The following is a 13,852-nucleotide window of genomic DNA, read 5'->3' on the forward strand; positions in this document are numbered from 1 at the left end:
TGAGATTTGAGATGGATTAGTAATGCGTAAACACAGAACCCCGACTTATGAAAAAAGTCGGGGTTCTCAAACAACTACTTATTAGCTTAAAAATTGAGATATTTTCCTTATTTATCACTGACATAATAGAACTAATGATTTTTTGGAACACGGAAGCTATAAAATTACTCTTACATTAATCCAATTCCAATTTTTCAGGTATCAAGCATGACAGCAACTACCCCGCAGGCAACGTCAACAACGCCCGCTTTTTGCGAAGGCATTCAATATTTTTCGGAAACAGTCCCTGGTTTTGAGACTTACGGGAAAGCACCTGCGATCGCCGAGGGGAGCAAGTCGATCGCCGATCCTGCCGATCCCGTCGCCGTCTTTCAAACGATGCTGGGAGCAGACGCCCTGCGCTACCTGACACTGCAAGTCACCGCCAGCAAGGCATCGGGACATCCGGGGGGTTTTGCTAGCCAAGCTGAGGCTTATGCCGCTTTGGTGATGCTCGGACACAAGAACATTGTCACCGAAGTCGGCCATCACGCCCCCGGCTTTTACAGCGCCATGTTTCTCGATCGATCTTTGGAAGATATGGGAATTTTCAACGTGCAGCAAGTGCGCGATAAATTCCGAGAAAAAGACGGTTTGTTAGGACATCTTTCCGGTTTCATTCCCGGCCTTTTAGCACCGGCCGGCCCCCTCGGACAAGGGCAGCATTTCGCAATGGCTGGAGCGCTTTTGCACCGCGAAAAACTGTTTGCTTTCACAATGGGTGACGGCGGCATGGGCGAACCCTATCCAATGAGCAGTATGGCGCATTTCCACACTGCTTATCCCAGCGTTACTAACTTTTTGCCTGTGTTGGTTTGGAACGGATATTCTCAGGAACATCACAGCATGGTTTCGACTAAAACTAATGCTGAAATGATTGCTTATTGGCAAGGCAACGGTTTTGAAGAAGTTATCTTAGTTGATGCTAAGGAATTTGACGATAAAAATCAACCGGAAGATTATGTTGATAGCACTGCTTTTTCGCTCGAACAGCGCATGGCATTTACCAAAGCTGTTTTAGAAGGAGTTGACAAAGCGGCAAAATCTGCTCTCGGCGGCAAATTAACTGCGTTTATTATCAAACAGTTGAAAGGTGCTGGCGTCCACGCGCGCGGAGCAAAATCTCACAACCTTTATCCAAAAGATACGCTGGATGCTCCGCACATTATCAGTGCTTTAAAAGAGCGCGCTTTGACTGCTGCTGCTTGGCAATTGGTGCGGACAAATTGCGAGCGTGCGGGCGGCGGCCCGGCGGCGAAAACAGTTGTTACTGAGTTTACATTGCCGCTGGCAGATTTAGGCGAATTACCTTTAGAAGAATTTTCAGTTGGCGGAGAAGCGAAGATTTCGACAACAGCAATGGGAAGTTTGGTAGGGAAAGTCGGCGAGCGCGATCGTACTTTTCTTGTGACTAATGCTGACGGCAACGAAGCATCGGCAATTGCCAACATCAACCAAGCTCTAAAGATTATCCACCCAACGACAGATGACCTGTACAATCAATCGCCCAACGGTCAAGTTTACGAACCTTTGAGCGAAGATGCTTGCGCTGGTTTAGCTGTAGGTTTATCGCTATTCGGAGCGCGGAGTTTGTGGTGTTCCTACGAATCTTTTGCCATCAACGGTTTACCAATTTGGCAAACTGTAACCCAAGCAATGGCAGAATTGCGCCGTCCAACTCCGGCAACTGTCACCTTATTTACAGCGGGTGCATTGGAACAAGGCCGTAACGGTTGGACGCACCAGCGGCCGGAAATTGAGGCTTATTTTGCGGCGATGATGCGGAACGGAAATGTGTTTCCTTTGTTTCCACCGGATGCTAACAGTATTCAAGCTTGTTACGAGTGGGCTTTGACTGCTAAAAATAAGGGAGTTGTGATTACTGCAAGCAAGTCGCCACTGCCAATTCGCACTACTTTTGAACAGACTCGCCAAGGTTTGCAAGACGGTGCAATAGTTCTGCACGAAGTCGATTCCCCGCAAGCTGCCCACAATCAAGGGGGGAGCAAGAAAGTTGTGTTTGCAGTTGTCGGCGACATGACGTTAATGCCTGTGTTTGAAGCGGCGGCATTTTTGGAAACAGAAGGCATTGGAGTGCGGATTGTTTCTGTTGTGAATCCTCGGCGTTTGTATCGTGCTAGCGATGTTGCTTGGGATACTTGTTCGGAAGCTGACGGTGACTTTTTGAGCGATGAGAAATTTGCCGAAATGTTTGGCGGAGATGCCTTGATTGGCGTGACAGGCGGTGCTTCTGGGATGTTAGAACCTGTGATGCTCCGCAGCAATTGCAAGCGGGATACTTTCGCTTGGAAGCGGGGGGAAACTACTGCTAGTGCTGGTCAGTTGATGGCGTTTAATGGGTTGACTGCTGAGGCGTTGACTAAAAGGGCGATCGAGCTAGTTCATTAAGTTAGAATGTGAGTGAATGCCCCTGCCTGGTTTGTGCTGGGTAGGGGCTAGTAATATTGAAAATAGGATGGTGATAGCTATGACAGCAAAAATTTTAGAAGAAAGGCGAAGAACATGAAAGCTTTAAAAAAGCGCTCGCTAATATGAAAATTTATAACTTTGATATTAATTTTTTTAGAATCGGAATTATTTCTATCTCTCTTCTCTTAATCTGCGTGAATCTGCGTCAATCCATTGTCATCTGCGGTTAAAAATTTCTCTTTTTTTAACGGCAGATGAGGGCAGATCAACACAGATAAACGCAGATGGATTATATCAAGTCCGGTTGCACGAGCGGTGCTTTTTGGCTGTTGACTATGTTTGACGCCCGACGATGCTACCGGATTTGATATGATACGATTCTAGAGATATTCGTGCAGCTTTAAACTAATGCTGAGGGGATAATTTATTCTGAAGTTTTTCCTGGTTTGCTGTTAAATAAGTTTGATTTGTTGGCTGGGAATGTAGCGAGAGTGCTAGAGGCTGTGCTGCGACGAGACATCAATATTGTGTGAAATATCTGTCTTAATTTTATTGCTTTTTTTCCCCGCAAGCCATTAACCAAAAACTCATCATCGATCGATCGCCCGCCGCAAAAAACTTATCCCGCGAAACCAGATAGCTGGCTATTTCCGACTCTGAAATCAACCCCTGTTTGACCATCTGCAAAATGGGTCCGGAGTCAAGCAAAGGTTGAAATGCCTCAATTCCCATGATATCGCTGTGGCTGACAACCGCTTCTAAATCAACGCTAACAAACCCAGCTTCTTTGAGAATGCGGCACAGATTTCGCGCGACGCATAAATTGCCGCCCCGCGATGCTATCACCTGCTTGAATTTCTCGCGGACAATCTCGACTGACCAAGGTGGATTTGTCAGCCAAAACAGATCCGCATCGTTATCAATAATCACCAGTTTTCCGCCAGGCTTCAAGATGCGGAATATTTCTCTAGCTGCTGCGACGGGCTCTGGGAGGTGAACGAACAGCAAACGGGCGATCACAAAGTCAAACGTGTTATCATCCAAACCAGTATCCGCCACCGATGCTTGAATGCGATTTACTCGATCGCCCCCTTTGTCCTGCAAGTATTCTACTGCTTTTTCGTGCAGTACCGGGTCAATTTCTACCGCTGTTACCGAACTGTTTGGCAGCAATTCTAACAGTTTTTCGGTGAAAAATCCCGGCCCGCTACCCGCTTCCAAAACATTCATCCCGTCGGCTAAACCGAACCACTTTAAAGTGCGCGCTTCCTTTTCCCAACTGAGGAGAACTTGACCTTTTAACCGCTGAATTTCTGCGTCAAGTTCCAGATTGTACGTGCTTACTTGATACGAACCTTCGGCTGCCATAAAATCATCCTTTTTCCTGCTTCGACACCTAGATTATAATAGAATTGCACTTTAGCGCAATTCTCGTTGCGGACATCCACAACCCCAGTTGGCGGACAGATGCAGGACGGGAGCCAGGTAATTCCTCTATTGTAAGAAGATGACAGAGACAATTTTAGATTTGGGATTTTGAATGAGAATTTCAGCGGTTTAAAGCCCCTAGTTTCAACTAGGTCACAAATCGAAAATCGTAAATCCCAAATCTAAAATGGGTGGACGGATTAACTAAACTGACGATGTTGTGTGGCAACTAATCAACTATGCCCCAGACTTTACCTCAACCGCAGAAACGAACATTTTTAGTTGTAGATGACCATGCGATGGTGTTAGGTGGCACGCTTAACATTCTGAAGCAAGAATATCCAGAGGCAGACATTCTGACGGCTCCGACGGCTCAGGCTGCCCTTCAACAAATAGCGCAGACGACCCCGGATTTGGTGATTGTGGATCTGGTGATGCCAGAGACGATCGGCGAAACGGCTCAAGCGAATTCAGGGCTTCAACTCCTCAAAACGTTGATGGATAAGTATCCGAGTCTGAATATTGTGGTGCAGAGTGCCCATGTTCGGACTTTAGTTTGGCTGAAACCGTCGATCGACAATCACATGGGCGGCTTCACAGTTGTCGATAAAAGCCAGCCGATGAAAGATTTGCTGGCAATGGTTGATTGGGCGCTGCACGAGCGGATTTATACACCCAGAGAGATCCGCAATGGGCTGCAACTCAAACCCGCCTGGATGCAGGTGTTGCAATTTGCTTTTCACGAGAGCTTACAGGATACTGCGATCGCCAAACGGATGAATGTTTCTGAACGCACTGTGCAGTGTTACTGGACTAAGATTCGAGATGTGCTAGAGGTGTATAAGGATGATGATAAGAATCTGCGGATTCAAACGGAAGTGCGAGCTAGGGAAGAAGGATTGATTGATTAGTGATATCAAGTCTGGTTAATTACTTATAAGTCCTGTACGGGCATCGGGCATCGGGCATCGGGCATCGGGCATCGGCCAAACAGTCGTACAAAAGTATGATAACTATTCAACCGGACATTATTATGAAGCGTGATCGAAAACAAGCAGTGAAAGCAGGTGTCACGACTTGGGGACGAGGAGCGCTTCCAGGGTTGATGGTGATTGTCGCTGTGATGATGGCTAGATTGAGCGGTGCGCTTCAGTTTTGGGAGTTGGTTGCGTTCGATCGATTTCTGCGTTTGCGTCCTCCTGAGCCAATGGATGAACGGATTGTAATTGTCGGCATCACTGAGGAGGATATTCAACGCGCTAGAACTTATCCGATTCCCGATCGCGATATAGCCCATTTACTCAAACGCTTGCAGGCCTATCAACCGATCGCGATCGGGCTGGATCTTGTCCGCGATATTCCGGTTGAACCGGGGAATGCTGAACTGGCATCGGTGTTTCGCAGCAGCAAGAATACGATCGGAGTGGAGATTGCACTGCCCGATCGCAGTGGCTTTACCGTCGCACCTCCGCCCGCGCTACCACCCAAACAGGTTGGCTTTGCAGATTTCGTACTCGATGCGGATGGCTACCAGCGCCGCAGTTTATTGGGTACTAACAACGATCGACAGGAATACCGTTTTTCCTTCGCGATCCGGCTGGCAGAACTCTATTTAGCAACCCGAGGAATTAAGCTAGGTAATGGAATTCGCGATCGGGAGGCGATGCGCTTTGGCAGCATTGAATTTACCAGAGTGCAGTCAAACTCTGGCGGATATGTGGGGGCGGATGCAGGCGGGAACCAAATTTTACTGAATGTTCGCAGCGGGACAATGCCATTTCGCGTGCTTTCCCTGGAGCAAATCAAGGGGGGACAAGTAGATGCGAACTGGATTCGAGGCAAAATTGTGCTGATTGGGATGATGTCTTTTAGCGCGAAGGATTTGGCAAGTTCGGGTGCGATCGCAGGCATCAATCCCGGACAGATTTACGGAGTCGAAATGCAAGCCCACGAAACGAGCCAGATGATTAGTGCGGTGCTCGATCGGCGGCCGTTGCTTCAGGTTTGGGGGGAGGGCTGGGAAACGCTCTGGATTGCGGTCTGGGGACTCTTGGGGATGAGTTTGGGACGATTTCTGCGATCGCCCTGGAAAATTTTGATCGGGCTCTTAATCGCTAGTATTACCCCGATCGCGCTCTGTTACTGGCTCATTCTTTTGGGATGGTGGGTGCCAATCGTGCCTGTGTTGCTCGTACTCGTGTTGAATGGGGCTGGGTTGACGGCAGCGTTATTTTATCGCCACGAACAGGAACTCCGACTGCGGTTGGAGGAACGTCAGTTTGCGATCGAGCAGACCTTTAATGCAATTCACAGTGGCCCGTTACAAACATTGGTTGGAATTTTGAGAACTGCTCAAGAACAAGCCACACCGCCGTTATTTCTACCGGAGTTGCAACGCTTGAATCAAGAATTGCGGGCAGTTTACGGATCGGTGCAACGAGATGCGATCGCAGATGAACCGCATCTCCGCATGGGAAGTGCGATCGAATTGGCCCTGCAGGCTCCATTGCATGAATTGCTCTACAAGGTCTATTCCAACACGCTCGAACAAGAACTGCCTTACCTCCAAACGATCAAGTTCAAAATTGTGCAGTTCGATCCCTTGAACACCTCGCATCTGCGGTTGGAACACAAGCGAGCACTCTGCCGCTTTCTGGAAGAAGCGCTCTGCAATGTGGGGAAACACGCGATCGAAGCCACTCGGTTGACCGTAATTTGCACTCAAGAAGGCGATCGGCAGGTGATTCGGGTGGCGGATAATGGCAGGGGGAAACCGTCTGAGTCAGAAATGCTTAGCTTGGCCCAAATCGATCGAGACAAGGAAACAACCGAAGATCCAAACCCTAAACTTCAACCTTCAGGATTAGGAACCCAGCTTGCAAAGAACTTAGCCAAACAGTTAGGCGGAGCATTTCGGCGCTACCCGAATCAACCGAAGGGGACAGTGTGCGAGTTAACCTGGCCAGCGAAACGGCGGTGGTTCTGGTAATTGGTTGGGTTCACGCTTGTTATATCAACCGTCAAGACGGTTAGGGTTCGATCGCTCCTAGCCAAGGGCGGGCACGGGGGCACCGCCCCTACTAAGGCAGGGACAAGAACTTGGTCAAAGTCCCCCTTATTAAGGGGGATTTAGGGGGATCGAGACTCGGCTACCAGCGAGAGATACATAGGGTTTCAGGCTTAAGTTGTCACCAATAGTCCAGGACTATTCCCAATGCCCCATGCCCCATGCCCCATGCCCGATTCCCAATATCTTTGCACCTTCCCGCAAACAACGCTTGCGGGCAGTCCTCTATTGTGTTTGTGTATTGTTGATTACTGTAGAAATAGTTACACAGGGGATTGCGATGATGACTCACGAGTGGAAGCGTCGAACCGTTTACTCTGCAGGCATTGCGAGTTTAATGCTGAGTGTTTCGTTCTGGATCGCTCCTGTAGCGCTGGCACAATACACTCCTCCTGAAAACCCTTCTAAACCGAAAGAAACGGGGACGAATACCACTCGCGGCGGCAGTTGCGAAGCTAATTCATCGGCGAGATTGACTGCCTTAGTGCCGTTTAGCCATGTGGGAGAGACGATTTCTGGGCATCCGACTTTTACCTGGTTTGTACCCGATCGCACTCCTCGTCCGTTGCTATTCCGGCTGTTTACTCGCACGGGACAACTGCTTTACAGAACCGAGATGCAGAGTCAACCAGGAATAATGTCGGTTGCTTTGCCCTCAAATCTGCCCCAACTGTCGATCGGGCAATCCTATCAGTGGCAAGTGGTGTTGGTCTGCGATCCGAATGTTCCTTCGAGAAATGTGGTGGCGGCGGCAGAAATCCAAGTCGTTGCGCCTGCTGCATCGTTGCAGACTCAACTTGCAGCCGCGCAAACTCCCCAACAGCGGATCGACCTGTATGCGAAGTCTGGGCTGTGGTATGACGCGATCGCGGAAGCGCGCAAAGCCTCTGAGACTTCTCAAAGCCAAGCGGCTGTGCTCGAATTGCTAGATGCTCTTGCTAGTTCGGAAGCCGAACCTTTGAAAGATTGGAGCGATCGCTTGAAGCAAATTAGAGCGATCGAACAACAGCGCCAAGGACAGCGCTAACCTTCGCAATCCAAAGACTAAATCCTATGAAATCTTTCTCGCTAAAACTGCTTAAATCCAGCAATTGTAAAGTGCGATCGGGCTTCCTCTTTCCCCTCGCCTTTTGCCTGTTGTCTGTTGCTTTTTATATTCCTCCGCACTCCCCACTCCCCGCTGCTGCTCAAACTACCGATGCTCGTAAAAGTGAGGCCGATCGGCTAATGAAGCAGGGGCTTCAACAGTATAAGACTGGTCAATTAAGAGCAGCGCTGAATTCCTGGGAACAGGCACTGGAAATTTATCGCGCCATCAAAAACCGCCAAGGGGAGGGTTGGGCACTGGGCTTTTTGGGATTCGCTTACGACTCTCTAGGCAATAATGCCAAAGCCATTGAGTATAGAGAGCAGAGTTTAGCCATCGCCCGCGAAATTAAAGACCGCCAATTGGAGGGTGCTGCACTGGGCACTTTGGGAGATGCTTACCGCTCTCTGGGCAACTATGCCAAAGTCATTGAGTATTCACAGCAACGTTTAGCCATCACCCGCGAACTTAAAGACCGCCAAGGAGAGGGTGCGGTACTGGGCACTTTGGGAGATGCTTACCGCTCTCTGGGCAACTATGCCAAAGCCATTGAGTATGCACAGCAGAGTTTAGCCATCGCCCGCGAACTTAAAGATCGCAAAGAGGAGAGTGCAGCACTGGGCAATTTGGGATTCGCTTACCTGTCTCTGAACAACTCGGCCAAAGCGATTGAGTATACACAGCAGAGTTTAACCATTGCCCGTGAACTTAAAGACCGCAAAAGGGAAGACTTAGCACTGGACATTTTGGGAATCGCTTACCGCTCTCTGGGCAACTATGCCAAAGTGATTGAGTATGCACAACAAAGTTTAGCCATCGCCCGCGAACTTAAAGACCGTCAAGGGGAAGGTAAAGCACTGGGCATTTTGGGATCTGCTTACCACTTTTTAAACAACCCTGCCAAAGTCATTGAGTATTCACAGCAACTGTTAGCGATCGCCCGCGAACTTAAAGACCGCGAAAGGGAGGGTTGGGCACTAGGCAGTTTGGGAATCGCTTACCACTCTCTGAGCGATTATGCTAAAGCGATTGAGTATGCACAGCAACTGTTAGCGATCGCCCGCGAACTTAATGACCGCAAAGGGGAAGGTGTGGCACTGGGCACTTTGGGAGATGCTTACCGCTCTCTGGGCAACTCGGCCAAAGTCATTGAGTATTTACAGCAACGTTTAGCCATCGCCCGCGAACTTAAAGACCGCCACATTGAACGTTTGGCACTGGCGAATTTGGGAGATGCTTACTACTCTGTGGGCAACTATGCCAAAGCCATTGAATATGGGCAGCAGAGTTTAGCCATCGCACGCGAAATTAAAGACCCCGAAAGTGAAGGTGTGGCACTAGGCAATTTGGGACTCGCTTACCGCTCTGTGGGCAACTATGCCAAAGCCATTGAGTATGGGCAGCAGAGTTTAGCCATAGCACGCGAAATTAAAGACCCCGACAGTGAGGGTGCAGGACTTGCTAATTTGGGACTCGCTTACCGCTTTGTGGGCAACTCTGCCAAAGCCATTGAGTATGGGCAGCAGAGTTTAGCCATCGCACGCGAAATTAAAGACCGCCACATTGAACGTTTGGCACTGGCGAATTTAGGAGGTGCTTACCACTCTCAGGGCAACTATGCCAAAGCCATTGAGTATTCGCAGCAACTGTTAGCCCTAGCACGCCAAATTAAAGACCGCCAGAGCGAGGATTTGGCACTGGGCCTTTTGGGACTCGCTTACCGCTCTCTGGGCAACTATGCCAAAGCCATTGAGTATTTACAGCAACAGTTAGCCGTCGCCCGCGCAATTAAAGACCGCCGAGGTGAAGGTGTGGCACTGCGCCTTTTGGGAATGATTTACAGCTCTGTGGGCAACTCGGCTAAAGCCATTGAGTATGCACAGCAACAGTTAGCCATCGCCCGCGAAATTCAAGACCGCCAGAGGGAGGGTGAAGCATTGGGCAATTTGGCAGATGCTTACAAATCTCTGGGCAACTCGGCCAAAGCCATTGAGTATGCAGAGCAGAGTTTAGCCATCGTCCGCGAAATTCAAGACCGCCGAGGTGAAGGTGTGGCACTGGGCGGTTTGGGACTCATTTACCTTGATCTGGGCAACTATGCTCAAGCCATTGAGTATGCACAGCAGTGGTTAGCCATCGCCCGCGAAATTCAAGACCGCCAGGGGGAGGGTGTGGCACTGGGTAATTTGGCAGATGCTTACTACTTTCTGGGCAACTCGGCCAAAGCCATTGAGTATGGACAGCAGACTTTAGCCATCGCCCGCTCCATTAAAGACCGCAACGGGGAAGGTAGGGTACTCAACCACCTCGGAGTGGCGTTCTTGAAAGCTGGCAACCCAACAGAAGCTGACAAAATGCTCGTGAATGCCATTCAAGTTTGGGAATCGATGCGGCAAATGCTCGGCTCCAACGACGCGAATAAAGTCTCCATCTTTGAAGGACAAGTCAGCACCTATAACTTTCTGCAACAAGTCCGGGTGGCTCAGAATAACCCCAATGCCGCGTTAGAAATTGCCGAACGGGGACGTGCCCGTGCCTTTGTCGATCTCCTGACACAGCGCTTATCCTCTGGTGATGTCAGTTCGCTCATCGCCACTGCTCCCAACCAGGATCAAATCCGCCAAATCGCCAAAGCACAGAACGCCACTTTGGTGCAGTATTCCATCATCTACGAGATGTTTGAGATTCAGGGCAAACAAGTAGGGCGAGAATCTGCGCTCTACATTTGGGTAATTCAACCTACGGGTGAAATTACCTTCCGCCAAGTAGACCTCAAACCCCTCTGGCAAAAACACAACGCCTCTCTAGCCAACTTAATTATTGGCAATCAAGAATTCCTGGCTGTCCGCAGTCGCAGCAGTCTTGGCTCTACCCAACCCCCACCCAACTTACCAACACTGCATCAACTGCTGATTGACCCCATTGAAACGCTTTTGCCAAAAGATCCCAATGCCCGCGTCATTTTCATTCCCCAAGGTTCGCTCTTTCAAGTACCCTTCCCCGCCCTGCAAGATGCCAGCGGCACTTACTTAATCGAAAAACACACGATTCTCACCGCCCCCTCGATTCAAGTATTGGATTTGACTCGACAGCAACGGCAGAAGTTAGCACAGAAGCCAACCAACAGTGGCAGCGCTCTAGTGTTGGGCAATCCCACGATGCCGAGTGTGTCTCTTTCTCTGGGAGAACCCAAACAGCAATTGTCTCCTCTACCTGGGGCTGAAGCTGAAGCTAGAGCGATCGCGCCTCTACTCAAAACTCAAGCCATCACAGGCGCACAAGGGACAAAAGCTGCGATCGTCCAAAAAATGCCGCAAGCATCGATTATTCACTTAGCAACGCATGGATTGCTCGATGATGTGCGCGGATTGGGAAGTGCGATCGCTATGGCTCCTTCTGGCAGCGATGACGGCTTATTGACCGCAGAAGAGATTTTCGACATGAAACTGCAAGCAAGCTTAGTCGTTTTGAGTGCTTGCAACACTGGAGAAGGCAGGATTACCGGGGATGGGGTGATTGGCTTGTCGCGCGCTTTGATTTCGGCAGGAGTGCCGAGTGTGATTGTTTCTTTATGGGCGGTTCCTGATGCGCCGACATCGGAATTGATGCAGGCATTTTATCAAAACTTGCAAAATAATCCCGACAAAGCACAGGCATTGCGGCAGGCAATGTTAACTACGATGAAAACTCATCCCCAGCCGCGAAATTGGGCGGCATTTACTTTAATTGGGGAGGCAGAGTAAGTTTTTATTAATAGCGAATTGGCTCAATGTTTTTCTCCTAAATTTTATCCTAAGTTATATCAATTCCGGTTGTACCGGAATGATAGAGCAGACGGCAGTGCCGTTTCCCTACCCAAAATAACATTGTAGGGAAACGGCACTGCCGTCTCCTTTTCGGATACTAATAATTCCGATGCAATCGGAAACGATCTTTATTCTTTAGTCGGCGCAGGCCGACTTTGTTTTTGTAGACGCGGTTTCAACCGCCGAGTTATCTCAATCTCTGATGGAAGTGAACCATCTACTCTACATATTCACATACTTTGCACTTTTCCGCAATCTATTTTGCACCCCATACTTAATCAAGTCTGTGGGTAGAACGAATGATTTTCCCATCTGCGTTGCTTAAGATTTAAGTCAAGTATTAAGAGGATTTTTTTTATGTCTTTACAACCCGATACGTCAGAACTTCGACGCTTAATTGGCGACAATACATCCGAATTTGTTACTTTGTCGATCGCAGATGCAACTAATTTTCCTTTGGGAGTTTGGATGCTTGCAGGTGACGATTTCGTCACTGGCTCAACAGCTAATGATTTGGTTTATGGCAATGAAGGAGAAGATATTATCAGCGGGGACTTGGGCAACGATTCTTTATTCGGAGGAAAAGGTAAAGACTTCCTGATTGGAGATGATGGAAATGACTCTCTCAGCGGCGGTCAAGATGCAGATTTTCTGATAGGTGGTGCGGGAAATGATATTCTCTTGGGCGGTAGAGGCAATGATTTTTTAGTCAGCGGTAACGGAAATGACACGGGAGCATCCCGGTTTTGCGCTTTTGAGCATCAAACGGATATTGATCCGTTAAGGTAGGCGCACCGAAGCTTAAGCATTTGATTGACATTTTTCATCAACCACTGCGCTCCTGAAATTTTCAACCTTCTATCAATTTGTTTTACTGCCGACTCTACAGCTCCGGAACCGATTGAGCAAACCTTTTGTGTTGACAATTGCTCGTAATTAACAATTCGTCGGCGATGCTTCTCCAAATAAGCGCAAAAGTTCTGGGCTTGTTTTTGACGGCAAGACTTAAATAAATTGATGGTTTCCTGGACTCGTCCTTGCCACAAAAACTCCTTACCCTGCGCCAGACGCTTCAACGACCCACCGACCTTACATAGATTTTCAACTAAGTGATACCAATCTAAAATTTCCCGCCGCGCCCCGTCAGGATTCAACTGGACAATGATATTCCAAATGCCATCATGACCATCTCCCAAACAGGTTAGTACCTCTGATAAAGGCTGACTGTTCACATAATTAATTAACGCTTGATTCTCAAGAAAAAATGCCCCGTAATAACTGTCGTGCAGTCGCACAGCCTTATAGTCAAGCCAGTGACTGCCCTCTCCCTCTTCTTTTCTGAGACGGACTTTCCCCCCATCCACACTGGTTTCCTTTACCTCCGAAGTAGCTATTCTGCACGCCCATTCTTGCTGTTCCACTAATCGGTGTAAACAAGTGTGACCTATATGCACTCCGGTCTGGGCTTCTATTTCACTCTCAGCTTTCTCATAAGAGAGATTAGCCACCTGACGGAGGCAGCATTTTTCAAATAATGGAGCTAAACGAGTAGATTTTTTTACTCCCAATTTTTCGGCTTGTTTTTCAGTAATTATTAGTTTACCAATGCAACTTTTTACTGTGCGAGACCGTCCTGATTCTGTTCCGGTTGCCTGTTTGATAAAAAAAAACCAACCTCCGGCCCGACTAATTCTAGCCATTGCTCTCGAATATGCTTTTCGATTGTTTCCAGACTTGATAATTCTGAGACCGGAGTATTTGTGTACATAATCTCGGCAATCTCAGCAGCACAAGCTTTTAAACGCTCCTTCTGTTCAGGGGTCATAGCCACTCCTCCTACAAATGCAGTTCACGCTTCTGTTGACGCTCTACCTATTATCCTCTCTGGATAGCACTTTTACAAAACCGGGATGCTCCCCCCATCGCTGCCGAATAGTCAACTACCAATACTATAAAGAGGAGTCCATAAGTTCGATTGGTTCGGGAACAGTTGAA

At 48.6% G+C, this 13,852-nt stretch carries 8 protein-coding genes; 6 read left to right on the forward strand and 2 right to left on the reverse strand.

The genetic code is table 11. The features are described 5' to 3' along the window. Positions 1-207: 207 nt before the first annotated feature. Positions 208-2,448, forward strand: coding sequence for a phosphoketolase (locus Q5691_RS09955; RefSeq protein WP_333344674.1), 2,241 nt, complete (start codon positions 208-210; stop codon positions 2,446-2,448). Between the two features lie 570 nt (positions 2,449-3,018). Here the strand turns inward: Q5691_RS09955 and Q5691_RS09960 are convergent. Beyond that, a complete protein-coding gene (locus Q5691_RS09960; protein WP_333344676.1) occupies positions 3,019-3,837 on the reverse strand; it encodes a methyltransferase domain-containing protein in 819 nt (272 codons plus the stop codon). 299 nt (positions 3,838-4,136) lie between these two features. Here Q5691_RS09960 and Q5691_RS09965 point away from each other — a divergent pair, with 299 nt between their 5' ends. The 5 genes from Q5691_RS09965 (at position 4,137) to Q5691_RS09985 (ending at position 12,646) form a co-directional block, all read left to right on the forward strand. Further along, positions 4,137-4,808: a response regulator transcription factor gene (locus Q5691_RS09965; protein ID WP_333344678.1), complete on the forward strand. Its 672-nt coding sequence runs from the start codon at positions 4,137-4,139 to the stop codon at positions 4,806-4,808. Positions 4,809-4,930: 122 nt separating this feature from the next. Further along, positions 4,931-6,886, forward strand: a complete 1,956-nt coding sequence (locus Q5691_RS09970) for a CHASE2 domain-containing protein (RefSeq protein WP_333344680.1) — start codon at positions 4,931-4,933, stop codon at positions 6,884-6,886. Positions 6,887-7,118: 232 nt separating this feature from the next. Then, on the forward strand, positions 7,119-7,991 hold the full coding sequence (locus Q5691_RS09975) for a DUF928 domain-containing protein (RefSeq protein WP_333344682.1): 873 nt from the start codon (positions 7,119-7,121) through the stop codon (positions 7,989-7,991). Between the two features lie 26 nt (positions 7,992-8,017). Then, the gene (locus Q5691_RS09980) at positions 8,018-11,794 is read left to right on the forward strand and encodes a tetratricopeptide repeat protein (RefSeq protein WP_333308193.1); all 3,777 of its coding nucleotides are present in this window, start codon (positions 8,018-8,020) and stop codon (positions 11,792-11,794) included. A gap of 420 nt (positions 11,795-12,214) precedes the next feature. Next, on the forward strand, positions 12,215-12,646 hold the full coding sequence (locus Q5691_RS09985; RefSeq protein WP_333344684.1) for a hypothetical protein: 432 nt from the start codon (positions 12,215-12,217) through the stop codon (positions 12,644-12,646). Here the strand turns inward: Q5691_RS09985 and Q5691_RS09990 are convergent. Further along, positions 12,619-13,682 (reverse strand): ISKra4 family transposase gene (locus Q5691_RS09990; protein ID WP_333344686.1). Its coding sequence is split into 2 segments (ribosomal slippage): positions 12,619-13,529 and positions 13,529-13,682, totalling 1,065 coding nucleotides; the frame shifts between segments, so codons are not numbered across the junction. The genes Q5691_RS09985 and Q5691_RS09990 overlap by 28 nt on opposite strands. Positions 13,683-13,852 lie beyond the last annotated feature (170 nt).

Source organism: Microcoleus sp. w1-18aA5, from assembly GCF_036701705.1.
Lineage (GTDB): Bacteria > Cyanobacteriota > Cyanobacteriia > Cyanobacteriales > Microcoleaceae > Microcoleus.

What these genes read in the sequence shown, in the direction of transcription:
- Q5691_RS09970 (WP_333344680.1), top strand. Translation starts at nt 4,931, where the DNA reads ATGAAGCGTGATCGAAAACAAGCAGTGAAAGCAGGTGTCACGACTTGG.
- Q5691_RS09955 (WP_333344674.1), top strand. Translation starts at nt 208, where the DNA reads ATGACAGCAACTACCCCGCAGGCAACGTCAACAACGCCCGCTTTTTGC.
- Q5691_RS09985 (WP_333344684.1), top strand. Translation starts at nt 12,215, where the DNA reads ATGTCTTTACAACCCGATACGTCAGAACTTCGACGCTTAATTGGCGAC.
- Q5691_RS09965 (WP_333344678.1), top strand. Translation starts at nt 4,137, where the DNA reads ATGCCCCAGACTTTACCTCAACCGCAGAAACGAACATTTTTAGTTGTA.
- Q5691_RS09960 (WP_333344676.1), bottom strand. Translation starts at nt 3,837, where the DNA reads ATGGCAGCCGAAGGTTCGTATCAAGTAAGCACGTACAATCTGGAACTT.
- Q5691_RS09980 (WP_333308193.1), top strand. Translation starts at nt 8,018, where the DNA reads ATGAAATCTTTCTCGCTAAAACTGCTTAAATCCAGCAATTGTAAAGTG.
- Q5691_RS09975 (WP_333344682.1), top strand. Translation starts at nt 7,119, where the DNA reads ATGCCCCATGCCCCATGCCCGATTCCCAATATCTTTGCACCTTCCCGC.